This is a genomic window from Streptomyces sp. QH1-20, assembly GCF_041283565.1.
Lineage (GTDB): Bacteria > Actinomycetota > Actinomycetes > Streptomycetales > Streptomycetaceae > Streptomyces > Streptomyces syringius.
This window is the reverse complement of the sequence record NZ_CP166299.1, coordinates 5,417,103-5,439,774: the sequence shown is the minus strand read 5'-3', so window position 1 is coordinate 5,439,774 and position 22,672 is coordinate 5,417,103. Positions and strand designations below refer to the sequence as shown.

The following is a 22,672-nucleotide window of genomic DNA, read 5'->3' as shown; positions in this document are numbered from 1 at the left end:
TTTCGTCGCGGCGGCTGTCCGGGTCCGTCGTACGGGCTCGATGGGTCGAGCCCGCCCGGCGACCGCGGACGCGTCGCACGCCGCATTGGGGCATTGTCTCAGTCGGTCAGCCGGCGTCAGCCAGTTTGGCGGCCGAGTCGGCGTCGACGCACGCCTGGATGACCGGATCCAGCTCGCCGTCGAGCACCTGGTCCAAGTTGTACGCCTTGAATCCGACGCGGTGGTCGGAGATGCGGTTTTCCGGGAAGTTGTACGTACGGATCTTCTCGGAGCGGTCCACCGTGCGGACCTGGCTGCGGCGGGCGTCGGCGGCGTTCTTCTCCGCCTCCTCCTGGGCCGCGGCGAGCAGCCGGGAACGCAGGATGCGCATGGCCTGCTCCTTGTTCTGGAGCTGGCTCTTCTCGTTCTGGCAGGAGGCGACGATGCCGGTCGGCAGGTGCGTGATGCGGACCGCGGAGTCGGTGGTGTTGACGGACTGGCCGCCGGGGCCCGACGAGCGGTAGACGTCGATCCGCAGGTCGTTGGCGTGGATCTCGACGTCGATCTCCTCGGCCTCGGGCGTGACGAGCACGCCGGCCGCGGAGGTGTGGATCCGGCCCTGGGACTCGGTGGCGGGCACGCGCTGCACGCGGTGCACTCCGCCCTCGTACTTCAGCCGCGCCCAGACGCCCTGGCCGGGCTCGGTGGCGCCGTTGCCGCCCTTGGTCTTCACCGCGACCTGGACGTCCTTGTAGCCGCCCAGCTCGGACTCGGTGGCGTCGATGATCTCGGTCTTCCAGCCGACGCGCTCGGCGTAGCGCAGATACATCCGCAGCAGGTCGCCGGCGAAGAGCGCCGACTCGTCGCCGCCCGCACCCGCCTTGACCTCGAGGATGACGTCCTTGTCGTCGCTGGGGTCGCGCGGGACGAGCAGCAGGCGCAGCTTCTCGGTGAGCGCCTCGCGCTGCTTCTCGATCACCTTGACCTCGGCGGCGAAGTCCGGGTCGTCGGCGGCGAACTCGCGCGCGGTCTCGATGTCCTCGCCGGCCTGCTTCCAGGAGCGGTAGGTCCCGACGATCGGGGTCAGCTCGGCGTAGCGCTTGTTGAGCTTGCGGGCGTTGGCCTGGTCCGCGTGCACGGCGGGGTCGGCGAGCCGCTTCTCGAGGTCGGCGTGCTCACCGATCAGTTCCTCGACTGCCTCGAACATCAAGTTTCCCTAGCTGGAAGTGACGGGCCTGCTGGACGACAAAGCGCCGGTCCGGTCACCCCTCGCGCGCGAAGGGCGACCGAGAACCGGCGCCTGCGGGTCGCTACTTCTTGGCAGCGGCGGCCTTGCCGAAGCGGGCCTCGAACCGCGCCACGCGGCCACCGGTGTCGAGGATCTTCTGCTTGCCCGTGTAGAACGGGTGGCACTCGGAGCACACGTCGGCACGGATGGTGCCGTCCGCGACGGTGCTACGGGTGGTGAACGAGGCGCCACAGGTGCAGCTGACCTGGGTCTCGACGTAATCCGGGTGGATGTCGCGCTTCAAGGGATCTCCTAGGTTCGGGAGGGCACCGGGTCGCAGAGGCGGGATTGCCTTACGTGAACCGGGGCCGACGTACCAGTTTGCCAGTACTGGCCGTATCCCCCAAAACGTGGGGTGGCGGCCAGGTATTCCCCCGATGTCCCGGCCGGGGGCCGGGAGCCGGCCCGGGGGAAAAGGCGCAGGTGGGAGCCGCGGTGGCGGCCAGCAGGGGGGCCACTACGGCCCACGCGGCCGATTACCACCTGGCCGACCGGCTACTTGACGGGGCTCTTCTCGGCGGCTTCCTTCTCGGCCTTCCCGTCGGCGCCCTTGCCGGCCGAGACCTGCTTGACGGCGTTGTCCGCGTCGGTCTTCGTGCCCGCGCCGTCCTTGAGCGCGGACTGCGGTATCTCCCGGTCGGCGCGGAGCGCGTCCCAGACCTCGGCGGACTCGGCCTCGAGCGGCACCACCCGGTTGGGGTCCCGGGGGTCGTACGTCACCGGCAGCGTGACCATGTGCATGTCGTTCGACTCGATGCTCTTGAGCCCGTTGGCGAAGCTCATCAGCTTGTCGAGCGAGGCCAGCTCCCGGTCGGTGGTGACGGCCTTGGTGGCCGTGTCGGCGAGACCGTAGAGCTTGGTGGGGCTGGTGAAGAGGCCCACCGACTTGATCTGGTCCAGCAGCGCCTTGATGAACGTCTGCTGGAGCTTGATCCGGCCGAGGTCGCTGCCGTCGCCGACGCCCTTGCGGGTACGGACGAGCGCGAGGGACTTCTCGCCGTTGAGGGTGTGGGTGCCCGCGGCGAGGTCGAGGTGGCTCCACTTGTCGTGGATGGGCTTGGCGGTGGTGACCTCCACCCCGCCCAGCTTGTCGATCATCTTCTGGAAGCCGGCGAAGTCGACCTCCACGAAGTGGTCCATGCGGATGCCGGTCATGCTCTCGACGGTCGCGACCGCGCAGGCCGGGCCGCCGATCGAGTACGCCTCGTTGAACTGCGCGCGCTTCACGGCCGGGCTCGTCCTGCCTTCCGACGTCTTGCACTCGGGGCGGGAGACGATGGTGTCGCGCGGGATGCTGACGACGCTGGCCTTCTTGTGGCCCTCGTAGACGTGCAGGATCATCGCGGTGTCGGAGCGGGCGCTGCCCTCGTCCGTGCCGTACTTGGCGTTGGCACCGGCCCGGGAGTCGGAGCCGAGGACGAGGATGTCCTGCGAGCCGTTGTCGACGTCCTTGGGACGGTTCTTGCCCAGCGCCGCGTTGATGTCGACGCCGTGCAGATTGCCGTTGAACTTGAAGTAGAGGAACCCGAGGCCGCCACCTCCGAGCAGAATGACCCCCGCGAGGGCCCAGGCGGCTATTCGCCAGCCCTTACGACGGGCCGGAGGCTTACGGCGCCGGCCGCGTGACCCGCCGGCACGCCGACGGCGCGATCCCGCCCTCGTGCCCTTGCTGTCGTCAGCCATACGTCCTCAGTCCTCCGCTGCTCTCCGGCTACCCCCTGCCGCCTTGGTCAGGCATGGTGTCCCGTCATCCGGTCAGACGGGAGAGCCTGCGCCAGGGTTGCACAGCGGTTTCTGAGGACCTTCTTAGAAAGAGCGCGGGCCACCGCCCTCGCGCGAACCGGCCACGACCCCGCCCACCTGCGATTTCGGCCAGAAAGAGGCAAAAGTTCAAGCCAATGTCGGACGGCGGCGCTGTGGTGCAAATCTCAGCCGGTCACGAGGCGGACTCGGGATGATCACGACTGCGACACGGCACGGGCGTCCGGTGCCGGCGCCGGACACACGACCGCCCCGCCACACAAGTGGCGGGGCGGTCGTGGTGATGCGTGGGTGACGCGTCGTGCGTCAGCGAAGATCAGTCGTTGCCGTTGCCCGAGGAGGGCGTGGTCTTCGCGATCTGCATCAGGAACTCGGCGTTGGACTTCGTCTGCTTCATCTTGTCGAGAAGCAGCTCGATGGCCTGCTGCGAGTCGAGCGCGTGCAGCACCCGGCGGAGCTTCCAGACGATCGCCAACTCATCGGCACCCAGGAGGATCTCCTCCTTGCGGGTACCGGACGGGTCGACGTCCACGGCCGGGAAGATGCGCTTGTCGGCGAGCTTCCGGTCGAGCTTGAGCTCCATGTTGCCGGTGCCCTTGAACTCCTCGAAGATCACCTCGTCCATGCGCGAGCCGGTCTCGACGAGCGCGGTGGCCAGGATGGTCAGCGAGCCGCCGTCCTCGATGTTGCGCGCGGCACCGAAGAACTTCTTCGGCGGGTAGAGCGCGGTCGAGTCGACACCACCGGACAGGATGCGGCCCGAGGCCGGGGCGGCCAGGTTGTAGGCACGGCCCAGACGGGTGATCGAGTCCAGCAGGACGACCACGTCGTGACCCAGCTCGACGAGACGCTTGGCGCGCTCGATGGCCAGCTCGGCGACGGTGGTGTGGTCCTCGGCCGGGCGGTCGAAGGTCGAGGAGATGACCTCGCCCTTGACCGACCGCTGCATGTCGGTGACCTCTTCCGGACGCTCGTCGACCAGGACGACCATCAGGTGGCACTCGGGGTTGTTCGTGGTGATCGCGTTGGCGATCGCCTGCATGATCATGGTCTTGCCGGTCTTCGGCGGGGCCACGATCAGACCGCGCTGGCCCTTGCCGATCGGCGCGACCAGGTCGATGATCCGGGTCGTCAGCACGCCCGGGTCCGTCTCCAACCGCAGGCGGTCCTGCGGGTAGAGCGGGGTGAGCTTGCCGAACTCCGGGCGGCCACGGCCGGTTTCGGGCGCCATGCCGTTCACCGAGTCGAGGCGGACGAGGGCGTTGAACTTCTCGCGCCGCTCGCCGTCCTTCGGCTGCCGGACCGCACCGGTGACGTGGTCACCCTTGCGCAGGCCGTTCTTACGGACCTGGGCGAGGGAGACATAGACGTCGTTCGGACCCGGGAGGTAACCGGAGGTCCGGATGAACGCGTAGTTGTCGAGGATGTCGAGGATGCCCGCGACGGGGATCAGGACGTCGTCGTCGGAGACCTGCGGCTCATTGCCGAAGCCCTCGTCCCGACCCCGACGGCCACGGCGGTCGCGGTAGCGGCCGCGACGGCCACGACGGCCGCCCTCGAAGTCGTCGTCGTCCTGCGGGCCGCCCTGGCCGCCGCCCTGCGGGCCGCGGTTGTCGCGCTGCTGCTGACGGTCCTGGCGGTCGCCGCCGGCCTGGCCGGCGCCGTCGCGGTTGCCACGGCGGTCGCGGTCACGCTCGCCGCGCTCGCCACGGTCACGCTCACCGCGCTGGCCGCGCTCGGCACGCTCGCCGCGCTCACGGCGGTCGCCCTTGCCGGCACGCTCGCCGCGCTCCTGGCGCTCGCCGCTCTTGGCGGCCTTGCCCTCGGCGGTGTCCACGGCCGTCTCGGCCTTGGCCTCGGCGCGCTCCTCGACCTTGACCTCGGTCTTGGTCTCGGTGGCCGTCTCGGGGCTGCCCGAGGGCGCGGTCGCACGACGGCGACGGCGCTCGCCGGCCGGCTGCTCGTCGCTGCTCGGCTGGCCCGGGATCTCGATCTGCTGCTGGGCAGCGGCCTTCTCGGCGGGCTTCTCGGCGGCCGCCTCACCCGTACGGGCCTTGGAGGTCGCACGGCGCTTCGGCTTGGCCTCCGCGGGGGCCGCCTCGGCGGCCTTGGCGGACGCGGCGGAGCCGGCCTGCTTCTCCTTGATGACCTCGATCAGCTGGCCTTTGCGCATCCGCGCGGTGCCCTTGATGCCGAGGCCGGAGGCAACCTGCTGGAGCTCGGCCAGGACCATGCCGTCGAGGCCGGTGCCCGAGCGGCGCCGCTTGGGGGCGGTAGAGGCACCGGTGGCAGGCGCGGCGGGAGCGTCCGTGGCGGGCGCGGAGGCATTGCCGGCGTCACTGCCCGCAGTGCCGGCGGCGTTCACGCCCATCAGATCGGTGGTGTCGCTCACGAAGGGTCCTTCCCTGGAGCGGGCGTCGGCCTGTCTGGCTCGGCGACCGGTTGTGCTGTCCGGCTGCGGTCCTGGTATGCGGACCGGGCCTGGGCGGTGGTCCGCCGGTACGGCGGAAGAATCAGGTTCATTGGTTTCGGCGTGAAGGAATCAGTGAAGACATGGCGTTTACTTCACTCATGTCACCCACGCCGATTCCGGAGCGTGCTCGAAGCTGCTCAGGCAGGCTGCTCAGGCAGTTTGGGAGGCTCCCGGAAGAAAAGCGGTCCCTGATCGGGACACAGAGCACCGAGCCGATGTGGCTACGAGTGCAGACTTGAGGTTAACACTACCGGATCCCACAAACATTCCCCCTCTCAAAGACCGGCAACCGCAATTTTCGGGTGCCTGGGGTTACCCCCGGACACCGCTGGTCAGGACAGCGGCAGCACGCTCGTCCCCCCGGCGTCGAGAGTCAGCCGATTGGCCGCCCACCCCTCGCCCGCCAGTCGTGCGACCTTGTCGGCCGCACCGTCCTCGACCAGCGCGAGCACCGTGGGGCCCGCGCCGGAGATGACCGCGGGGACGCCGTCCGCGCGCAGTCGGTTGACCAGGGCCACGCTCTCCGGCATCGCCGGAGCGCGGTATTCCTGGTGGAGCCGGTCCTCGGTGGCCGGCAGCAGCAGCTCGGGACGCCTGGTCAGGGCCTCCACGAGCAGCGCCGCGCGCCCGGCGTTGGCCGCCGCGTCCACATGGGGGACATTGCGCGGCAGCAGCCCGCGCGCGGTCTCGGTCAGTACGGCCTTGGAGGGCACGAAGACCACCGGAACGACGGAATCCGCCGGATCCATCCGAATGGCCCGCGCGGCCCCCGCCTCGGTCCAGGCCAGGGTGAATCCGCCGAGCAGACAGGCGGCGACGTTGTCCGGGTGGCCCTCGATCTCGGTGGCCAGCTCGAGCAGCGCGGCGTCGTCGAGCCGCTCGGCCCCGCCTATCGTCACGGCGCGGGCGGCGACGATGCCCGCGCAGATGGCGGCGGAGGAGGAGCCGAGGCCCCGCCCGTGCGGAATGCGGTTGGCACAGACGACCTCGAGGCCGCGCGGCTGGCCGCCGAGCAGGTCGAAGGCCGTACGCAGGGACCGTACGAGCAGATGACTCTCGTCACGCGGCAGGGTTTCGGCACCCTCGCCGGCGATGTCGATGTGCAGCCCGGATTCGGCCACCCGGACGACGACGTCGTCGTAGAGCCCCAGGGACAGGCCGAGGGCATCAAAGCCGGGACCGAGATTTGCGCTGGTGGCAGGGGTGCGCACTCGGACGGCGGCGGCGCGGAACGCGGGACCGGCCATCGCTCGAAGACTCTCCTTGGTGTGGCCTCGGTGGGGCGTGCAACGTCCGCAAGGGCCGCGACGGCGATGCCGCATGGGGGGCGACAGGGGTCTGCGACGGGGCGGAGTGAGTACAGCCTATCGAAGGAAGGTTCTGCGGCGACATAGGGCGCACGGGAGGCGCACGAAGCGTGTCGCCTGCGGCGCGCCGCTATGGCACGAGCTGGGTTGATTTGGCGTGTCCCGAGTCGCCGGACGGGCTGGGAAACGCGGCCCGTCCGGCGACTCGGGACCCGTGGCCCGGGGGCGGAGCCCCGGGTACGAGCCGTCAGACGAGGCCGAGCTGCTGCGCGGCGGCCGTGGCGTCCACCGGCACGGTGATGGGCTGCGGCGCGCCGGCCACCGCCCAGTCGGGGTCCTTGAGGCCGTTGCCCGTGACCGTGCAGACGATGCGCTGGCCCGGGTCGACCAGGCCCAGCTCGGCGGCCTTGAGCAGACCGGCGACGCTCGCCGCCGAGGCGGGCTCGACGAAGACGCCCTCCTGGGAGGCCAACAGACGGTAGGCGGCCAGGATCTGTCGGTCGGTCACCTCGTCGATGAGACCGCCGGACTCGTCCCGCGCCTCCTCGGCGAACTGCCAGGAGGCGGGGTTGCCGATGCGGATCGCGGTGGCGATGGTGTGCGGGTCCTTGACCGGCTCGCCGCGCACGATCGGGGCGGAACCGGAGGCCTGGAATCCCCACATCCGGGGGTTGCGGGAGGAGATCCCGTCGGCCGCGTACTCGCGGTAGCCCCGCCAGTAGGCGGTGATGTTGCCCGCGTTGCCGACCGGCAGGACGTGGATGTCGGGCGCGTCGCCGAGCATGTCGACGATCTCGAAGGCCGCCGTCTTCTGGCCCTCGATCCGTACCGGGTTGACGGAGTTGACCAGCGCCACCGGGTAGTTGTCGGACAGCTTGCGGGCCAGCGTGAGGCAGTCGTCGAAGTTGCCGTCGACCTGGAGGATGCGGGCGCCGTGGACCAGCGCCTGGCCCATCTTGCCGAGCGCGATCTTGCCTTCCGGCACCAGGACGGCGCAGACCATTCCGGCGCGGACGGCGTAGGCGGCGGCCGACGCGGAGGTGTTGCCGGTGGAGGCGCAGATGACGGCCTTCGCGCCCTCCTCCTTGGCCCGCGTGATGGCCATGGTCATGCCGCGGTCCTTGAAGGACCCGGTGGGGTTGGCGCCCTCGACCTTCAGGTGCACCTCGCAGCCCGTGCGCTCGGAGAGCACCTGGGCCGGTACGAGCGGGGTGCCGCCCTCGCGGAGGGTGACGACCGGCGTGTCGGCCGAGACCGGGAGCCGGTCGCGGTACTCCTCGATGATGCCGCGCCACTGGTGGGTGCGGGAGGTCTGGCGACCGTTGTTGGCAGACATTGCTTTCGTAACTCCCCTACTCGCCTTCAACGCGCATGATGCTCGCGACGCCGCGGACCGTGTCCAGCTTGCGCAGCGCCTCGACGGTCGCCGAGAGGGCGGCGTCGGGTGCCCGGTGGGTGACGACGACGAGGGACGCCTCGCCGTCCTTGCCCGTCTGCCGGACGGTGTCGATGGACACGTCGTGCTCGGCGAAGACCGTGGCGACCTGGGCGAGGACACCCGGCTTGTCGGCCACGTCGAGGCTGATGTGATAGCGGGTCACGACCTCGCCCATCGGGCTCACGGGCAGCCGGGTGTAGGCCGATTCGCCGGGGCCGGTGGCCTCGCCGAGCTTGTTGCGGCAGACGGCCACGAGGTCGCCGAGGACCGCGGAGGCGGTCGGCGAGCCGCCCGCGCCCGGCCCGTAGAACATCAGCTGTCCGGCCGCCTCGGCCTCGATGAACACCGCGTTGTAGGCCTCGCGCACGGAGGCGAGGGGGTGGCTCAGCGGGATCATCGCCGGGTGCACGCGGGCGGTGACGGACTGCCCGTCGGCGGCCCGCTCGCAGATGGCGAGCAGCTTGATGGTACAGCCCATCTGCTTCGCGGACGCGAAGTCGGCGGCGGTGACCTCGGTCATGCCCTCGCGGTGCACGTCGTCCAGCCGGACCCGGGTGTGGAAGGCGATGCCGGCCAGGATCGCGGCCTTGGCGGCGGCGTCGAAGCCTTCGACGTCGGCGGTCGGGTCCGCCTCGGCGTAACCGAGGGCGGTGGCCTCGTCCAGCGCCTCGGAGTAACCGGCGCCGCTGGTGTCCATCTTGTCGAGGATGAAGTTGGTCGTGCCGTTGACGATGCCGAGCACCCGGTTGACCTTGTCGCCGGCGAGGGACTCGCGCAGCGGCCGGACGAGCGGGATGGCGCCCGCGACGGCGGCCTCGTAGTACAGGTCGGCGCCGTGGCTCTCGGCGGCGGCATGCAGGGCGGCCCCGTCCTGGGCGAGCAGCGCCTTGTTCGCGGAGACGACGCTGGCGCCGTGCTCGAACGCGGTCGTGATCAGCGCGCGGGCGGGCTCGATGCCACCGATGACCTCGACGACCACATCGATGTCATCGCGCTTGACGAGCGCGGTGGCATCGGTGGTGATCAGCTCGGCGGGCACCCCGGCGCGCACCCGGCTGGGGCGGCGGACGGCGATGCCGGCGAGCTCGACGGGCGCGCCGATGCGCGCCGCGAGGTCGTCCGCGTGCGTCGTCATGATGCGCGCCACCTCTGAGCCGACCACTCCACAGCCCAGCAGCGCCACTTTCAGCGGACGCGTACGCATCATCCGACCTCGTTTCTCATACATCTTCGGTAGTTCACCAGTCTCACTCACTGGACCGGGGTTTCCTCCCCCGGGTCCAGTATTCGAGATCTTTGTTTCCGTGGGCCGACATCTGTCCGTCAACGGAATCATCTGTCAGCTAAATGCCAGCCGGGGTATTTCGGCCGACACGGGGTGGCCCGCGCGGTTTAGCCGACGTCGAGGCGGAGAAGGTCCTCCTCCGTCTCGCGCCGCACGATGACCCGTGCGGCACCATCCTTCACCGCTACGACCGGCGGGCGCAGCGCATGGTTGTAGTTGCTGGCCATCGAGCGGCAGTACGCGCCGGTGGCGGGCACGGCGAGCAGATCGCCGGGCGCCACGTCGGCGGGGAGGAAGGCGTCGCGGACGACGATGTCGCCGGACTCGCAGTGCTTGCCGACGACGCGGGAGAGCATCGGCGCGGCGGTGGAGGTGCGGGAGACCAGCGCGACGGAGTACTCGGCGTCGTAGAGCGCGGTGCGGATGTTGTCGGACATGCCGCCGTCGACGCTCACGTACGTCCGCAGGCCCGGCAGCTCCTTGATGGTGCCGACCTCGTACAACGTGAAGGCCGTGGGGCCGACGATGGCGCGCCCCGGCTCGACGGACAGGCGCGGTACGGCGAGCCCGGCGGCCGCGCACTCGCGGGTGACGATGTCGCCGAGCGCCCTGGCGATCTCGTGCGGCTCGCGCGGGTCGTCCTCGGGGGTGTAGGCGATGCCGAGGCCGCCGCCGAGGTCGATCTCGGGCAGCTCGATGCCGTGCTCGTCGCGGATCTCCTTCAGCAGCCCGACGACGCGGTGGGCGGCCACCTCGAAGCCGGAGGTGTCGAAGATCTGCGAGCCGATGTGCGAGTGGATGCCGATGACCTCCAGCCCGTCGAGCTTGAGCGCGCGGCGGACGGCCTCGGCCGCCTGGCCGCCGGCCAGCGCGAGGCCGAACTTCTGGTCCTCGTGGGCGGTGGCGATGAACTCGTGGGTGTGCGCCTCGACGCCGACGGTGACCCGGATCTGCACGCGCTGGCGCTTGCCGAGCCGCTCGGCGATGTGGGCGACGCGGACGATCTCCTGGAAGGAGTCGAGGACGATCCGCCCGACACCGGCCTCGACGGCGCGGGTGATCTCCTCGGTCGACTTGTTGTTGCCGTGCAGCGCGATGCGCTCGGCGGGCATCCCGGCGTCGAGGGCGGTGGCGAGCTCCCCGGCGGAGCAGACGTCGAGGTTGAGGCCCTCCTCGTGCAGCCAGCGCACGACGGCCCGGGAGAGGAACGCCTTGCCGGCGTAGAAGACGTCGGCGTCGTCGCCGAAGGCATCGCGCCAGGCGCGGCAGCGGGCGCGGAAGTCGTCCTCGTCGAGGAAGTAGGCGGGCGTGCCGAACTCCTCGGCGAGCCGCTTCACGTCGAGCCCGCCGACGGTGGCGACGCCTTCGGCGTTCCGCGTGACGGTGCGGGACCACACGCGCGGGTCGAGCGCGTTGAGGTCGGTGGGCGGCGCTGTGTAGTGCCCCTCGGGGAGGACGTCGGCGTAGCGGGGCCCGGCGGGGTGGGCGGAGCGGCTCATGGGCTCTGATCTCCTCAGAGGTGTGCGGGTGCGGTGATGCCGAGCTGGTGGAGGCCGTCGGCGAGCACCTTGCCCGAGGCCTCGGCGACGGCCAGTCGGGCGCGGTGAACGGCCGAGGGTTTCTCGTCGCCGCGGGGCAGCGTGGGACACGCCGCGGTCCAGCGGAGGAAGGCGTCGGCGAGCCGTTCGAGATGCCGGGCGAGCCGGTCGGGCGCACGGGTGGCGCTGACGCGGGCGTGGTCGGCGAGGACGGCCAGGAGAGCTCCGGCGTCCTCGCTTCGGATGTCCCCGGCCTCGGGCGAGAAGCCCAGGTCACGGGCGTTGCGCAGCAGTGCCCGGCTACGGGCGTGGGCGTACCGGACGCGGAAGAGGGGGTTGCTCTCGCGCTGCGCGAGCAGCAGGTCGCGGTCGAGGCCGGGCGGGCAGAGGAGGCTCCACCGGGCGGCGTCCGGGCCGAGCCGGCGCAGCAGTGCGGGGTCGGGTTCGGGGAGCGGGAGGGGCCGGCCGGTCTCCCGGTCGCCCAGCAGCCCGCGCACCAGCTCCGCCTGGGTGGCGCCGGCGAGGGTGATGTTGAGGAATCCGGGTCCGGCGATGTCGACCGCCGCGATCCCCGGCTCCCGCACGAGCCGCCGGCGCAGTACCTCGGCGATGTCGAGGGCGGGGCGGCCGGTGTCCTGGGCGATCCGCAGGGCGACGTTGGTGGCGTAGTCCCCGCATCCAGGCCGCGGCGGAACCCGCACGGTGACCCGCTCCGGCACGACGGCGCACAGCTCGTCGGCCTCGACGGCGCGACGCACGGTGTGCAGCACGGTGCGGGTGAGATCGGCGGGGGTCACAGGGTCAAGCCTAGGGGAGGTGGGGGGCCACTCCGCGAACAGGTTTCACCAGGCGGGACGGAACGAGGGACGGCCGCGGCCACCACGGCTACCCGGCGGGCCGCGCGGCCGGCTCCACTTCCCCGGGGGTGCGGATCCCCGGCAGCCCCTCGCCGCCCTCCACTTGACCGCACCCCATGAGCCGCCGGACGAGCCGCACCATCTCCGCCGGCTCGAACGGCTTCGCCAGGAACGCGTCCACTCCGGCGGCCCGGCCGCCGTCGACTTCCAGCTGGGTGCAGGCGCTGATGATCGCGATCGGTATGTCCCGTGTGCGGACATCGGCCCGGAGCCGGGCGGCGGCCTGCAGTCCGTCGAGTCGCGGCATGACGACGTCCAGCGTCACGACATCGGGACGCACCCGGTGCACGATCTCCAGGCACTCGGCACCATCGGCCGCGGTCACGACCTCGAAGCCTTCGAGCTCGAGGTTGACCCTGATCAACTGCCGGATGACCTTGTTGTCGTCGACAACGAGGACCCGGCCGGACAAGCCAGGCACACCCTGAGAGTAGGCGCGCCCGCCGCGCTGCGTCCGGGTTTTCCCCACTTCCACCCCGTGCGAGCGAGCTTTCCCGGACCGCGCCACCCCCCACCACCCCATGCGCTAATCCCCCGCCCCGACGGCCCCCGACCACCCGTTACTTCCCACCCGACAAGAGCTGGTAGGGTTCTACCCGTCGCCGCGAAACGCGGAAGACACGCCCCCGTAGCTCAGGGGATAGAGCAACGGCCTCCGGAGCCGTGTGCGCAGGTTCGAATCCTGCCGGGGGCACTCACCGGGAAGCAGTCGGATCACTCGCTGATCCCGGTAAGTGCCAAGTCGAAGGGCCGGATCCAGTTCACTGGGTCCGGCCCTTCTGCGTTGCCGTCACACCCCGGCCGCACGGCTCAAGCCGGTGCGCTGCCACGGCGGTTGCCTGCCCGGTGGCGCGTCACGCGCCGCGAAGGAAGCTGTCCCCGTGGGCGGTGATGTGGGCCTCCAGGTCGGACAGGGCGCGCTGGGTCGCCTCGGGGGTGCCCGCGCCGCGCTTTTCCGCGTAGTAGGCGGCGCCGAGTTTCTTCAGCAGGTCTCCCCCGGCACGCTGGGCCTGGACCTCCTCCAGTTTTTCCTTGCCCTGCGCCATGCTGCGCTGCGCCTGCTCCTTGGCCCGGTCGAGAAAACCTGCCATGTGCGCCTCCTGTGAAGTCGGAATGTGCGGTCGGGACGTGCGGTCGGAAGGTGAGCCGGACGACGTCGCGATTCGTGGCGAAACAACGAGGCGCGTGATCGGGAGACACGCGGTCGGGGCCGACAGGGGGACCGGCGTGGAACGCGCCCGAGCCCCGCCGTCGGCATGGGGGGTGCCGACGCGGGGCTCGGGTGGGGGGCAGCCGGGGTGCCGCGGGGGTCAGCCGCCCCAGCTGCTGTCGGTGGGCTTGTTGCCGCCGCCGGGGCGGGTGGTGGTCGTGGGGAGGACGATCACGCGGGGCGTCTCGCCGGCCGTCACCCGCGGGGCGGCGGGGGTGGTGGGGGCGGTGTCCGCCTGGGCGGGGGACGCCAGGGCGAAGAGGGCCGCGACGACGGGGGCGGCAACCAGGGCGAAGCGCTTCATGAGGTCCTCTTGGAGTAGGGGGCGGGCCGGCGGCGGCCGGTGGGATCAATATGCCGAGTCGTCCGGTCCGGTCTCCAGTAGTCACCCATGTCACCAAACTGCCGCGCACGAAAGGGAATGGGGGATAAGACCGGACAGAACTGGCTATAGCCGGTCTTAGGCGGCCTGCGCCCGGGGCATCCCCACCACCCGGGGCTGGTGGAACGACACCGCCAACACCGCCAGCTGCGTGCGGTTGTTGACACCCGTCTTGCCACGGATCCGGCGCAGGTAGGTGTCGACCGTGTGGGCACTGACGCCCATGCGGCGCGCGATGGCCGCGTAGGTGTGGCCGTCGGCGAGATGGCCGAGCACCTCCCGCTCGCGCTCGGAGAGTGCGGCGAGGGCTTGGGGGATGGCCTGGTTCACGCTGACTTCACTGCCTTCCTGGGAGGGGACGACGCGTCACATGACAGCAACGGTGGTTACCCCCGAAACCGCAGACATTCATCTTAAAATCCCCACGGTGGCCCGGGGGTTCGAACAGCCGCGGTGGGGGGGTCTGCCGGCTGTGACTGACCTCGACCGGCATGACCAAGCCTGGTGGACAACCGGCGCCATCACCACACACGGGACAGATCACCAAGCTGCCTGGCAGCAAGGCGAGCAGGGGATGAGTATGGACATATGCGACGACCGCGCCTCTGATGCCTCGTGCACCGCTCTGAGTGCGGACGAGATGGCCGCGTACGGCTGGGTGCTCGACCATCGGTGCATCGATCCCGGGCGGGCCGCCGCCGAGCTGGGGCTGACGCGGGGACAGGTCGACGCGGCGTTCGTGAAGCTGACCACGCTGCGGCTGGTGGTCCCGGACGCGGAAGCCGGCCCGGAGGTCCCCGACCGGGTGCGGGCGGTCGATCCGGACGCCGTCCTCGGCGGGCTGACGGAGTCGTTGCGGGAGTCGATCCAGCAGCGGCAGTCGCAGTTGCAGCGCGTCCAGGAGGACTTCGACCGGCTGCGGGAGAGATTTCTGCGCGGCCGCGGCGAGACCTCCCCGGCCGGACTGGAGGTCATCCCGAGCCTGGAGGAGGTCCGTGCCGCGCTCAACCGCGCCTCCGCCGAGTGCCGCAGCGAGCTGATGACCAGCCAGCCGGGCGGCAACCGGGTGCCGGCGGCGATGGAGGAGGCCCTCGCCCGGGACACGGCCCTGCTCAACCGCGGGATCCGGATCCGTACGCTCTACCACCACACCGCCCGGTTCAACGGGCCCAGCCAGGCCTATGTGGCCGCCGCCTCGGCGCTCGGGGCCGAGTACCGCACCGCGCACGAGCTGTTCGGGCGGATCATCGTCTTCGACCGTGAGCTGGCGTTCATCCCCGACCACATGGGCACCTGGGGTGCGGTGGCCATCCGTGAACCCTCGGTCGTCGCCTACCTCTGCGAGATCTTCGAGCAGGCCTGGACCCACGCCACCGTGTTCTCCGAGGCCGGGCAGGACGGGCTGGAGCGCGTGGCCAAGGAGCTCGACCACACCATCGTCCGGCTGCTGGCCGCCGGGCTGAAGGACGAGTCGATCGCCCGGCGGCTGGGCATGTCCCTGCGCACGGCCCGGCGGCACATCGCGGACATCATGGAGACGCTCGGCGCCGAGAGCCGCTTCCAGGCGGGCATGCTCGCCGCCCGGGCCGGGATGACCGACGACGCCCCCGCGGAGGCCACGGGACCGTGAACACGTGACTGGCCCTCCGCCCCGCGGCGGGTCAGGATTTCCGGGACAGCAGGCACGGGGACGCACCGCGCCGTACGCCGGAGGGGCCCATGCGCAGCGAACCAGCCGACCCCGACGCCTGCGCCCCGTCGGCCCTCGCCGCCTTCGTCACGGACATCGCCCTGTCCCTCGCCGTCCACCGCGGCCGCAGCGCCGCGCTCGTCTGGCCGGAGCACGAGCCCACCGGCCTGCTCGACGCGCTGGCGACCGCGGCGGGGAAGGCCACGGGCACGGTCCCGGCAGGCCCCGAGGCGGACGGGCTGGCCGGGCTCCTGCACACCGCGCTGGGCGGCAGCGCGCCCGTGCGGGCCTTCTACGCCGCTACCTCGCCTCCGGTACCCCCCGGCGAACTGCTCCTCGTCCCGCTCGCCCGGGGCTGCGACTGCCGTGTCACCTCCGCCGTCCGGCCGCCGCTCCGGCTGCGGCTGCGCAAGGGCGACGTGCTCTACGTGCCGGAGTCCTCGGCCCTCGACATCGTCTCCGGGCAGCCCGCGCCCTGCCCTCTTCTCGTCCTCGCCCTCCCGGGCGGGGCTGGTCAGTCCTGCGCCGCCCCCTCGCCCTCCGCGATCGTCGCCGCCACCTCCGCCGTGCGCGCGGCCTCCTCCGCCGCGAACCTTTCCGCGTCGTAGGCCTCGGCGATCTCCTCGTCCTGCGCCATGAGGAGGTCCAGGCTCGTGTCGCCCATCTCGAAGACGCCCATGTCGACGTAGGCGCGCTGGAGCCGCTCGCCCCACAGGCCGATGTCCTTCACGCACGGGACGATGCGGCTGAAGAGCAGCTTCCGGAAGAGCCGGAGGTATTCGGCCTGCTCGCTCAGCTCCCGGGCGTCCTTCGCGGGGATACCGAAGTCGGTCAGGACCTCGTCACCGCGCAGCCGGTCGCGCATCAGATAGCAGCCCTCGATGACGAATTCCTCGCGCTCGCGCAGCTCGGCGTCGGTGAGCTCTTTGTAGTAGTCGCGCAGGGCCATCCGGCCGAAGGCGACGTGCCGGGCCTCGTCCTGCATGACGTAGGTGAGGATCTGCCGGGGCAGCGGCTTGTCGGTGGTGTCGCGCAGCATGCCGAAGGCGGCGAGGGCGAGGCCTTCGATGAGGACCTGCATGCCGAGGTAGGGCATGTCCCAGCGGGAGTCCCGCAGGGTGTCGCCCAGCAGCGACTGGAGGTTGTCGTTGATCGGGTAGAGCATGCCGATCTTCTCGCGCAGGAACCGGCTGTAGATCTCGGCGTGCCGGGCCTCGTCCATGGTCTGGGTGGCGGAGTAGAACTTCGCGTCCAGGTCGGGCACGGACTCCACGATGCGCGCGGCGCACACCATGGCCCCCTGCTCACCGTGCAGGAACTGGCTGAACTGCCACGAGGCGAAGTGGCGGCGCATGTCGCGCCGCTCGGCCTCGCCCATCCGGTCCCAGTACGGGGAGCCGTAGATGGTCATGTTCTCGTCGGGCACGCCGAGCGGATCGTACGGGTCGACCTCGAGGTCCCAGTCGATGCGCTTGACGGAGTCCCACTGCTTGTCCTTGCCCTTCTGGTACAGGGCGAGAAGCCGGTCGCGGCCACTGTCGTAGTCCCAGCCGAACCGGGCGGCGCCGCTCACCGGAACCTCCCAGGCGCCGGCACCGGGGTCGTGTGCGTAGAGCTTTCGCGTCGTCATCGACGCCTCCTGTCCCTCGCGCGCATGGCTGATTGGCAGGCTCACACGCCGCTTACCGCCGGGTCAATGAGGGGGTGTCAGCTCGTTGGGCCTGTCGTGCGACTTGTCGCACCGGAGGGATTGACGTCCTTGCTGACAAGCAGTCTCATAAGGACGAACCAAAGTCGTACCACGGGTAACTCATAGACGAGGTGTCCTCAGCCATGACCACGGTGACCGAAAAAACCGCGCTCCGGGACGCGCTGGGGCTGCTCAAGGACCGCGAGCAGGTCGCCGGGCGACTCCTGGAGTCCTCCGCCAGGCACTCCTTCGACCCGGACGCCGAGCTGGACTGGGCCGCGCCGCTCGAAGAGGGCAAGTGGTTCTGGCCCCCGGAGCTGGTCTCCCTCTACGACACCCCGCTGTGGCGGCGGATGGCGGAGGAACAGCGGATGGAGCTGGCCCGGCACGAGGCCGCGGCCATCGCGTCCCTCGGCATCTGGTTCGAGATCATCCTGATGCAGCTGCTGGTCCGGCATATCTACGACAGGCCCGTGACCAGCGCACACGTCCGGTACGCGCTGACGGAGATCGCGGACGAGTGCAGACACTCCAAGATGTTCGCCCGCATGATCGAACGGACGGGGTCACCGACCTACCCGGTGCGCCGGCTGCACCACAACCTCGGCCGGGTCCTCAAGACGGTCTCCACCACGCCCGGTTCGTTCGCCGCCACGCTGCTCGGCGAGGAGATCCTCGACTACATGCAGCGTCTGACCTTCCCCGACGAGCGCGTGCAGAGCCTCGTCCGCGGCGTCACCCGCATCCACGTCGTCGAGGAGGCGCGGCACGTGCGCTACGCGCGGGAGGAGCTGCGCCGCCAGATGGTCTCCTGCCCGCGCTGGGAGGCGGAGCTGACCCGGGTCAGCTGCGGCGAGGCGGCCCGCGTCTTCTCCATAGCCTTCATCAATCCGGCCGTCTACACGAACGTCGGCCTCGACCGCCGCGAGGCCGTCGCCCAGGTGCGGGCCAGCGGCCACCGGCGTGAGGTCATGCAGGCCGGGGCGAAGCGGCTCACCGACTTCCTGGACGACGTCGGGGTCCTGCGGGGCGTCGGCCGACGGCTGTGGCGGAGCTCCGGACTGCTCGCCTGAGCCCCGCGGCCGAAGGCCGCCGCGCACACCCACCAGGACCGTTACGCTGCGCATCATGAACGGCAGCGGAACCGCCTCGGCAGCACCGACCCCGGCCGTACCGACTCCCGCAGCGCCCCCGTCCCCCGGGCCGGCCCCCGCTCCCGCCGCCCGTGGCGCCTACCGCAGGCTCAGCGTCGAGGAGCGCCGCACCCAGCTCATCACCGCCGCGCTCGGGCTGTTCGGGCACCGGACGCCGGAGGACGTCTCGCTCGACGACGTCGCGGCGGCCGCGAAGGTGTCGAGGCCGCTGGTGTACCGCTACTTCCCCGGCGGCAAGCCCCAGCTCTACGAGGCCGCCCTGCGCAGCGCCGCCGACGACCTCGAACAGTGCTTCGCCGAGCCGCAGAGCGGCCCCGTCACCGGCCGGCTGGCCGCCGCGCTCGACCGCTATCTGGCCTTCGTCGACGGGCACGACGCGGGATTCAGCGCGCTGCTCCAGGGCGGCAGCGTCGTCGAGACCTCCCGGACGGGCGCGATCGTGGACGAGGTGCGGCGCGCAGCGGCCGAGCAGGTGCTGGCGCATCTGCAGGTGGCGGAGCCGGGGCCGCGGCTGCGGATGATGGTCCGCACGTGGATATCGGCCGTCGAGGCCGCGTCGCTGATCTGGCTGGACGAGGGCAAGCAGCCCCCCGTGGAGGAGCTGCGCGACTGGCTGGTCGACCACTTCATGGCCCTGCTCACCGTGACCGCGGCGAGCGACCCGCAGACCGCGGCGGTCGCCCGCGACGCGCTCGCCCTGGAGCGGTCGGACGGCCCGGTGGGGCAGCTGGGCCGCCGGGTGCTGGAGGTCGTCGCGGACGCGGAGCACCTGCTCTGACGCGCTCTGGCGTGCTCCGGCCTCGCCGTCTCCACGCCCAGGGGCCGTTGTCACACCCCGCCCCTAGGCTCGTACGCATGCTCGTGGACCGCGCTTTCGTACCTCCCGAGCTCGTCGACGACGGCGAGCGCGACGGCTGGCCCTGGTCGGTGCCCTGTGTGAAGGAGCTGCTCGGTGACGGGATCGCCTTCGAGGCGCCCGTCACCTTCCTCGTCGGGGAGAACGGCTCGGGCAAGTCGACCGTCGTCGAGGCGGTGGCGGAGGCGTTCGGGCTGGACGGGCGCGGCGGCCGGGCGGGCCGCAAGTACGCCAACGACCGCCCGCAGTCCCCGCTCGGGTCCGCCCTGCGGCTGGACCTCACCTCGGCGGGCTCGCGCATGATGACCGGCTCCCGGACGCGGAAGAAGGGGTACTTCCTCCGGGCCGAGACGGCGTTCGGCCTGATGGAGACCGTGTGGGGGCTGCCGGGGTACTGGGACGAGAACACCTCGGAGATGAGCCACGGCGAGGGCTTCCTCACCGTCTTCGAGGCGATGTTCCGCCATCCGGGGCTGTATGTGATGGACGAGCCGGAGGCCGCGCTGTCCTTCGCCTCCTGTCTGCGTCTGGTCTCGCTCATGCACCGGCTCGGACGGACCGGCGCGCAGGTGATCTGCGCGACCCACTCCCCCGTCCTCGCGTCGACCCCGGGGGCCCGGATCCTGGAGGTGGGCGAGCACGGCATCCAGCCGGTGGAGTGGAGCGAGCTGCTGCTCGTGGACCACTGGCGGCGGTACATGAGCGACCCGGAGGCGTATCTGCGCCATCTCATCCCGAAGGACGAGCGCGGCTGACGCGCGCCCGGTGCGGCCGACGCGTCCGCGACGACGGAGACTGGAGGGGTGAAAAGCGAAGAGACGCCCTTCGTGGGCGGGCCGCTGGACGGCCGCGTTCTGCCGGTGCTCCTGGGACCCACCGGTCATCCGCCGAAGACGTACGAGATCCCCGTGCCGGACGCGGAGGGCGGGGAGCCGACCGTGCTCGTGTACCGCAGGGTGCAGGGGGCCACGACGCGGCGGCTCGGGCTGCACAAGGGCTGGAAGTACGAGTACGACCCCGAGGGCCGGCGGAGCACCGGCCTCAAGTGGCCGTGGTCGCGGCCCGACGCCCGGCCGTAACGCCAGGTGCCACGCCGGGTGGGCAACGAAAAAGTCCACCGGAGGAGTGACCGGGTTAGGCGGATTCGCCCACCGGACTGCCATTAGTACTACTGGCATGACACGATCCTCCTGGGGCTGCCGACACGCCCCATTACCGGAGGTGAAGCTGTGTCAGGACGGTCAGGACGCTTCGTGCAAGCGGTCTGCACAGCGGCGCTCGTCACGAGTGCCACGCTCGTACTGCCCGCGCCGACGGCGGCCGCCGCGCCCTCCGACCCGCCCGACCAGTCGGTCAGCGCCCTGCTCAGCCGGCTCCAGACGCTCTACCAGAAGACCGAAGAGGCCACCGAGACGTACAACGCGACCGAGGAGAAGCTGAAGAAGCAGCGCGCCAAGGTCAAAAAGCTCAACGAGGAACTGGCCGACGCCCGCGTCGCCCTCGACGGCAGCCGCGACGACGCGGGGCGGCTGGCCCGGGAGCAGTACCGCGGCGTCGGCGACCCCCTCTCCCCGTACATGCGGTTCCTGCTCAGCGGCGACACCCGGCAGGCCCTCGACGAGGGGCACGAGCTGAAGCGCGCCGCGGGCCGCCGCGCCGCCACGGTCGAACGCCTCACGGGCACCGAGAAGCGGGCGGCGGTCCTCGCCTCGCAGGCGCGCGACGCGCTCAATGTGCAAGAAGCCCTCGCCGCGAAGCAGAAGCAGCAGCGCGACACCGTGCGGAAGCGGCTGGCCGCCGTCGAGCGGCTGCTGGCCTCCATGACCGGCGAGCAGTTGGAGCGGCTGCGGAAACTGGAGCAGCAGGGCATCACCGAGGCACAGCGCAAGCTCGTCGACTCGGGGAAGCTCGGCGGCTCGGTCAACCCCTCCGAGATCGGTGGTAAGGCGGTGCGGTACGCCTTCCAGCAGGTCGGCAAGCCGTATGTGTGGGGTGCGTCGGGGCCGGACTCCTTCGACTGCTCGGGCCTGACCTCCCAGGCGTGGGCGCACGCGGGCGGCTCGATACCCCGGACCAGCCAGGAGCAGTGGAAGTCGCTGCCGAGGGTGCCGCTCAATGAGCTGCGCCCCGGTGACCTGGTGCTCTACTTCGGCGGTGCGACGCATGTCGCGCTCTACATAGGCAATGGCCAGGTCATACAGGCGCCCCGGCCCGGGGCGTATGTGAAGGTCTCCCCGATCGCGGCGAACCCGCTGCTCGGCGCCGTACGCCCGGACGCGGGCAGGGCCCCGCTGCGCGACTACGTCCCGCCGAAGGTGCCCAAGGGCGCCGGGGCCGGTTCGGACGCCGGCTACGGCTCGGCGAACGCGCCGGGTCGCTAGCCGCGCCTCAGTCCGCGCCTCCCCTCTCCGCCCCGGCCCCCACGGCTTCCTCCGGGTCCCCCTCCGCCTCGGCCGTGTCCCGCACATACGCGTCGGCCTTCGCGGAGTCGAAGAAGAAGTGCTCGAAGTCCGCCGGGTCGTCGAAGCCGTTCGCGATGCGGTCCGCGACCGGCTGCAGCCGGCCCGCCGCGCCGATGAGGTTCAGCACGTGCGGGGGCGGGGGCGCCAGCATCGCGTTGGTCCACTTCGTCGCGGGCCGGGCGGTGGCCCAGAACCGCTCGAAGGTGGCCTGCATCCACGCCGCGTCGAAGGGCGCGCCGCCGCGCGCGACGATCGCTTCGAGGTAGGAGGCCGCGCACTTGGCCGCCAGATTCGCCCCCTGGCCGGTGACCGGGTCGTTGGCCACGACGACATCACCGGCACCGAGGACCACCCCGCCCGACGGCAGCCGTCCGACGGGGTGCCGGACGGTCGGGGCGTAACGGCCGACGAGGGTGGCGTTGGCGTCGGTCAGCTCCACCTTCGTGGCGCGCGCGTACTCCCAGGGGGTGAAGCGCTCCAGCAGTTCCAGGGTGCGCACCAGATGCTCGCCCGGGTCCCTGACGTCCTGGAAGACATCGATCGGTCCGCCCGGTATGCCCTCCCAGAAGAGGATGTCGGCGTGGCCGGAGGTGGTGAGCGTGGGCATCACGAACAACTCGCCCGCGCCGGGCACGAGATTGCACCGCATGGCGTCGTACTCCGGGTGCTCGTGGCGCGGGCCGAGCCCGTGGACGTAGGCGACGGCCAGCGACCGCTGGGGGGCGGCGTAGGGCGAGCGGGCGGCGTCCCGGCCGAACATCGACGCCAGCTCGCCCTTGCCCGCCGCGACCACCACCAGTTCATAGCGGCGGGAGAGGAAGTCCAGGTCGGAGACGGCCGCGCCGTGGATGACGAGCCGGCCGCCGCGCTCGGCGAAGACGTCCATCCAGCCGGCCATCTTCATCCGCTGGTCGACGGACTGGGCGTAGCCGTCGAGGCTGCCGGCCCAGTCGACGGTCCGCTGGTAGCCGCCGGGCGCGCGGGCGGGCCCGGCCACGGACATGCCGAGGCCCTCGATGCGCGGGGCCCGGTTCTCCCAGAAGTTCAGCTTCAGGTCGCGCTCGTGGTCGAGCGCGGTGGCGAACATGACCTGGGTGGACATGACCCGGCCGGAGCGCGTCTCGTCGGCCGTGCGGTGGGACATCAGGGTCACGTCGTACCCCTTGGACTGGAGCCCGAGGGCCAGCTGGAGGCCGGACTGACCGGCTCCGACGATGAGGATCCGTCGCATGCTCTGTCTCG

22 protein-coding genes and 1 tRNA gene are annotated in these 22,672 nt (G+C 71.2%); 8 read left to right on the top strand and 15 right to left on the bottom strand.

All coding sequences use genetic code 11. The features are described from left to right. Positions 1-106: 106 nt before the first annotated feature. The 10 genes from prfA to AB8O64_RS24775 form a co-directional block, all read right to left on the bottom strand. Positions 107-1,186, bottom strand: a complete 1,080-nt coding sequence (gene prfA, locus AB8O64_RS24820) for a peptide chain release factor 1 (protein ID WP_130879929.1) — start codon at positions 1,184-1,186, stop codon at positions 107-109. A 103-nt stretch (positions 1,187-1,289) separates the two neighbouring features. Next, positions 1,290-1,511, bottom strand: coding sequence for a 50S ribosomal protein L31 (rpmE, locus tag AB8O64_RS24815; protein WP_087926259.1), 222 nt, complete (start codon positions 1,509-1,511; stop codon positions 1,290-1,292). Positions 1,512-1,762: 251 nt separating this feature from the next. Next, positions 1,763-2,950, bottom strand: coding sequence for an LCP family protein (locus AB8O64_RS24810; protein ID WP_370421495.1), 1,188 nt, complete (start codon positions 2,948-2,950; stop codon positions 1,763-1,765). Between the two features lie 394 nt (positions 2,951-3,344). After that, positions 3,345-5,420, bottom strand: a complete 2,076-nt coding sequence (rho, locus tag AB8O64_RS24805; RefSeq protein WP_370421493.1) for a transcription termination factor Rho — start codon at positions 5,418-5,420, stop codon at positions 3,345-3,347. 413 nt (positions 5,421-5,833) lie between these two features. Further along, positions 5,834-6,748, bottom strand: a complete 915-nt coding sequence (gene thrB / locus AB8O64_RS24800) for a homoserine kinase (RefSeq protein WP_370421492.1) — start codon at positions 6,746-6,748, stop codon at positions 5,834-5,836. A gap of 307 nt (positions 6,749-7,055) precedes the next feature. Beyond that, a complete protein-coding gene (thrC, locus tag AB8O64_RS24795; protein WP_356453971.1) occupies positions 7,056-8,144 on the bottom strand; it encodes a threonine synthase in 1,089 nt (362 codons plus the stop codon). 16 nt (positions 8,145-8,160) lie between these two features. Continuing rightward, positions 8,161-9,453: a homoserine dehydrogenase gene (locus tag AB8O64_RS24790; RefSeq protein ID WP_356453970.1), complete on the bottom strand. Its 1,293-nt coding sequence runs from the start codon at positions 9,451-9,453 to the stop codon at positions 8,161-8,163. Positions 9,454-9,638: 185 nt separating this feature from the next. Next, on the bottom strand, positions 9,639-11,030 hold the full coding sequence (gene lysA / locus AB8O64_RS24785) for a diaminopimelate decarboxylase (RefSeq protein ID WP_370421490.1): 1,392 nt from the start codon (positions 11,028-11,030) through the stop codon (positions 9,639-9,641). A gap of 14 nt (positions 11,031-11,044) precedes the next feature. Further along, a complete protein-coding gene (gene nrtL, locus AB8O64_RS24780) occupies positions 11,045-11,866 on the bottom strand; it encodes an ArgS-related anticodon-binding protein NrtL (RefSeq protein ID WP_370421488.1) in 822 nt (273 codons plus the stop codon). Between the two features lie 88 nt (positions 11,867-11,954). Then, entirely contained in the window at positions 11,955-12,509 is a 555-nt protein-coding gene (locus tag AB8O64_RS24775; RefSeq protein ID WP_370421487.1) for a response regulator, read from the bottom strand. Positions 12,510-12,608: 99 nt separating this feature from the next. Between AB8O64_RS24775 and AB8O64_RS24770 the strand changes: the two genes are divergently transcribed. Beyond that, a tRNA-Arg gene (locus AB8O64_RS24770) sits at positions 12,609-12,680 on the top strand. A gap of 160 nt (positions 12,681-12,840) precedes the next feature. Here the strand turns inward: AB8O64_RS24770 and AB8O64_RS24765 are convergent. The 3 genes from AB8O64_RS24765 to AB8O64_RS24755 form a co-directional block, all read right to left on the bottom strand. Beyond that, positions 12,841-13,077, bottom strand: coding sequence for a hypothetical protein (locus AB8O64_RS24765; RefSeq protein ID WP_370421486.1), 237 nt, complete (start codon positions 13,075-13,077; stop codon positions 12,841-12,843). Between the two features lie 219 nt (positions 13,078-13,296). Then, the gene (locus AB8O64_RS24760; RefSeq protein ID WP_370421485.1) at positions 13,297-13,500 is read right to left on the bottom strand and encodes a hypothetical protein; all 204 of its coding nucleotides are present in this window, start codon (positions 13,498-13,500) and stop codon (positions 13,297-13,299) included. A gap of 156 nt (positions 13,501-13,656) precedes the next feature. After that, positions 13,657-13,908, bottom strand: a complete 252-nt coding sequence (locus AB8O64_RS24755; RefSeq protein WP_370421483.1) for a response regulator transcription factor — start codon at positions 13,906-13,908, stop codon at positions 13,657-13,659. 244 nt (positions 13,909-14,152) lie between these two features. Here AB8O64_RS24755 and AB8O64_RS24750 point away from each other — a divergent pair, with 244 nt between their 5' ends. Together AB8O64_RS24750 and AB8O64_RS24745 are read left to right on the top strand one after the other, a co-directional pair. Then, positions 14,153-15,208, top strand: coding sequence for a LuxR C-terminal-related transcriptional regulator (locus AB8O64_RS24750; protein ID WP_370421482.1), 1,056 nt, complete (start codon positions 14,153-14,155; stop codon positions 15,206-15,208). Between the two features lie 89 nt (positions 15,209-15,297). Then, complete coding sequence (locus AB8O64_RS24745) at positions 15,298-15,876, top strand: hypothetical protein (RefSeq protein ID WP_370421480.1); 579 nt, start codon at positions 15,298-15,300, stop codon at positions 15,874-15,876. On the opposite strand, the gene AB8O64_RS24740 is transcribed toward AB8O64_RS24745, so the two are convergent. Next, positions 15,783-16,898: a ferritin-like domain-containing protein gene (locus tag AB8O64_RS24740; RefSeq protein ID WP_370421478.1), complete on the bottom strand. Its 1,116-nt coding sequence runs from the start codon at positions 16,896-16,898 to the stop codon at positions 15,783-15,785. The two genes, AB8O64_RS24745 and AB8O64_RS24740, sit on opposite strands and share 94 nt — an antisense overlap. 203 nt (positions 16,899-17,101) lie before the next feature. Between AB8O64_RS24740 and AB8O64_RS24735 the strand changes: the two genes are divergently transcribed. The 5 genes from AB8O64_RS24735 (at position 17,102) to AB8O64_RS24715 (ending at position 21,349) form a co-directional block, all read left to right on the top strand. Further along, positions 17,102-18,031, top strand: coding sequence for a diiron oxygenase (locus AB8O64_RS24735; protein WP_370421476.1), 930 nt, complete (start codon positions 17,102-17,104; stop codon positions 18,029-18,031). 55 nt (positions 18,032-18,086) lie between these two features. Then, positions 18,087-18,890: a TetR/AcrR family transcriptional regulator gene (locus AB8O64_RS24730; RefSeq protein WP_370421474.1), complete on the top strand. Its 804-nt coding sequence runs from the start codon at positions 18,087-18,089 to the stop codon at positions 18,888-18,890. Positions 18,891-18,967: 77 nt separating this feature from the next. Next, entirely contained in the window at positions 18,968-19,723 is a 756-nt protein-coding gene (locus AB8O64_RS24725) for an AAA family ATPase (protein ID WP_370421473.1), read from the top strand. 48 nt (positions 19,724-19,771) lie between these two features. Next, positions 19,772-20,047 carry a hypothetical protein gene (locus AB8O64_RS24720; protein WP_370421471.1) on the top strand — a complete coding sequence of 92 codons (276 nt, stop codon included), beginning with the start codon at positions 19,772-19,774 and terminating at the stop codon, positions 20,045-20,047. 150 nt (positions 20,048-20,197) lie between these two features. Further along, positions 20,198-21,349 (top strand): NlpC/P60 family protein, encoded by a 1,152-nt coding sequence (locus AB8O64_RS24715; RefSeq protein WP_370421469.1) that lies wholly within the window; start codon positions 20,198-20,200, stop codon positions 21,347-21,349. Between the two features lie 7 nt (positions 21,350-21,356). Here the strand turns inward: AB8O64_RS24715 and AB8O64_RS24710 are convergent, their stop codons facing one another. Further along, positions 21,357-22,661, bottom strand: a complete 1,305-nt coding sequence (locus AB8O64_RS24710) for a styrene monooxygenase/indole monooxygenase family protein (RefSeq protein ID WP_370421468.1) — start codon at positions 22,659-22,661, stop codon at positions 21,357-21,359. Positions 22,662-22,672: the final 11 nt, after the last annotated feature.

What these genes read in the sequence shown, in the direction of transcription:
- AB8O64_RS24810 (WP_370421495.1), bottom strand. Translation starts at nt 2,950, where the DNA reads ATGGCTGACGACAGCAAGGGCACGAGGGCGGGATCGCGCCGTCGGCGT.
- AB8O64_RS24775 (WP_370421487.1), bottom strand. Translation starts at nt 12,509, where the DNA reads ATGGGGTGGTGGGGGGTGGCGCGGTCCGGGAAAGCTCGCTCGCACGGG.
- AB8O64_RS24765 (WP_370421486.1), bottom strand. Translation starts at nt 13,077, where the DNA reads ATGGCAGGTTTTCTCGACCGGGCCAAGGAGCAGGCGCAGCGCAGCATG.
- AB8O64_RS24745 (WP_370421480.1), top strand. Translation starts at nt 15,298, where the DNA reads ATGCGCAGCGAACCAGCCGACCCCGACGCCTGCGCCCCGTCGGCCCTC.
- AB8O64_RS24710 (WP_370421468.1), bottom strand. Translation starts at nt 22,661, where the DNA reads ATGCGACGGATCCTCATCGTCGGAGCCGGTCAGTCCGGCCTCCAGCTG.
- AB8O64_RS24760 (WP_370421485.1), bottom strand. Translation starts at nt 13,500, where the DNA reads ATGAAGCGCTTCGCCCTGGTTGCCGCCCCCGTCGTCGCGGCCCTCTTC.
- thrB (WP_370421492.1), bottom strand. Translation starts at nt 6,748, where the DNA reads ATGGCCGGTCCCGCGTTCCGCGCCGCCGCCGTCCGAGTGCGCACCCCT.
- AB8O64_RS24750 (WP_370421482.1), top strand. Translation starts at nt 14,153, where the DNA reads ATGAGTATGGACATATGCGACGACCGCGCCTCTGATGCCTCGTGCACC.
- prfA (WP_130879929.1), bottom strand. Translation starts at nt 1,186, where the DNA reads ATGTTCGAGGCAGTCGAGGAACTGATCGGTGAGCACGCCGACCTCGAG.
- AB8O64_RS24730 (WP_370421474.1), top strand. Translation starts at nt 18,087, where the DNA reads ATGAACGGCAGCGGAACCGCCTCGGCAGCACCGACCCCGGCCGTACCG.
- lysA (WP_370421490.1), bottom strand. Translation starts at nt 11,030, where the DNA reads ATGAGCCGCTCCGCCCACCCCGCCGGGCCCCGCTACGCCGACGTCCTC.
- AB8O64_RS24790 (WP_356453970.1), bottom strand. Translation starts at nt 9,453, where the DNA reads ATGATGCGTACGCGTCCGCTGAAAGTGGCGCTGCTGGGCTGTGGAGTG.
- AB8O64_RS24725 (WP_370421473.1), top strand. Translation starts at nt 18,968, where the DNA reads ATGCTCGTGGACCGCGCTTTCGTACCTCCCGAGCTCGTCGACGACGGC.
- thrC (WP_356453971.1), bottom strand. Translation starts at nt 8,144, where the DNA reads ATGTCTGCCAACAACGGTCGCCAGACCTCCCGCACCCACCAGTGGCGC.
- AB8O64_RS24740 (WP_370421478.1), bottom strand. Translation starts at nt 16,898, where the DNA reads ATGACGACGCGAAAGCTCTACGCACACGACCCCGGTGCCGGCGCCTGG.
- AB8O64_RS24735 (WP_370421476.1), top strand. Translation starts at nt 17,102, where the DNA reads ATGACCACGGTGACCGAAAAAACCGCGCTCCGGGACGCGCTGGGGCTG.